This window comes from Flavobacterium sp. UMI-01 (assembly GCF_019656315.1).
Taxonomy (GTDB): domain Bacteria; phylum Bacteroidota; class Bacteroidia; order Flavobacteriales; family Flavobacteriaceae; genus Flavobacterium.
In genome coordinates this window covers 1,158-2,704 of the sequence record NZ_BPLU01000043.1, presented here as the reverse complement: position 1 = coordinate 2,704, position 1,547 = coordinate 1,158, and the positions used below count along the sequence as shown (strand labels likewise).

Below are 1,547 nucleotides of genomic sequence, written 5' to 3'. Positions count from 1 at the left end.
ACTGTTCATCACAATCTAATTCGGTAACTGTAGGACAACCTGCCGCTGCTTTAGCACTAGGAGCTTCTTCTAAAACCGATGCTAGTTGTTTTGGCGCTAGTACAGGATCAGTAAGTGCTGGTGTGGTAACAGGTGCTGTAGGAACAGTAACGTACTCTTGGAAAAATGCTTCGAATATTGAAGTGGGAACTACCACTACTGTTTCTAATCTTCCTGCTGGAACTTATACCTTAACTGTAACCGATAACTGTTCGTCTCAATCTAATTCGGTAATGGTAGGACAACCTGCCGCTGCTTTAGCACTAGGAGCTTCTTCTAAAACCGATGCTAGTTGTTTTGGTGCTAGTACCGGGTCTGTTACTGCGGGTACTGTAACGGGTGCTGTAGGAACAGTAACTTACTCTTGGAAAAACTCCTCTAATACGGTGGTAGGAACTACTGCTACTGTAAATAATCTTCCTGCTGGAACTTATACACTAACAGTAACCGATAACTGTTCGTCTCAATCTAATTCGGTAACTGTAGGACAACCTGCCGCTGCTTTAGCATTGGGAGTTTCTTCGAAAACCGATGCTAGTTGTTTTGGTGCTAGTACCGGGTCTGTTACTGCGGGTGCTGTAACGGGTGCTGTGGGTACGGTAACGTACTCTTGGAAAAATGCTTCGAATACTGAAGTGGGAACTAATGCTACTGTTTCTAATCTGCCTGCGGGAACTTATACCTTAACTGTAACCGATAACTGTTCATCACAATCTAATTCGGTAACGATAGGACAACCTGCCGCTGCTTTAGCACTAGGAGCTTCTTTTAAAACCGATGCTAGTTGTTTTGGGGCAAGTACTGGATCAGTAAGTGCTGGTGTGGTAACAGGTGCTGTAGGAACAGTAACTTACTCTTGGAAAAACTCCTCTAATACGGTGGTAGGAACTACCGCTTCTGTAAATAATCTTCCTGCTGGAACTTATACACTAACAGTAACAGACAACTGTTCGTCTCAATCTAATTCGGTAACGATAGGACAACCTGCCGCTACTTTAGCACTAGGAGCTTCTTCTAAAACCGATGCTAGTTGTTTTGGTGTAAGTACCGGGTCTGTTACTGCGGGTGCTGTAACGGGTGCTGTGGGAACAGTAACCTACTCTTGGAAAAACTCATCTAATACGGTGGTAGGAACTACCGCTTCTGTAAATAATCTTCCTGCGGGAACTTATACACTAACAGTAACAGACAACTGTTCTTCTCAATCTAATTCTGTAACTGTAGGACAACCGGCCGCTGCTTTAGCACTAGGAGCTTCTTCTAAAACCGATGCTAGTTGTTTTGGGGCTAGTACTGGATCAGTAAGTGCTGGTGTGGTAACAGGTGCTGTAGGAACAGTAACTTACTCTTGGAAAAACTCCTCTAATACGGTGGTAGGAACTACCGCTTCTGTAAATAATCTTCCTGCTGGAACTTATACACTAACAGTAACAGACAACTGTTCGTCTCAATCTAATTCGGTAACTGTAGGACAACCTGCCGCGGCTTTAGCACTAGGAACTTCTTCG

General features: G+C 44.0%; 1 protein-coding gene. It reads left to right on the top strand.

Translation table 11 applies throughout. The annotated features are described in order from the left end of the window. Window positions 1–1,547: hypothetical protein (locus tag K5R64_RS13095; protein ID WP_220764060.1), on the top strand; the 1,547-nt coding region annotated here is incomplete at both ends.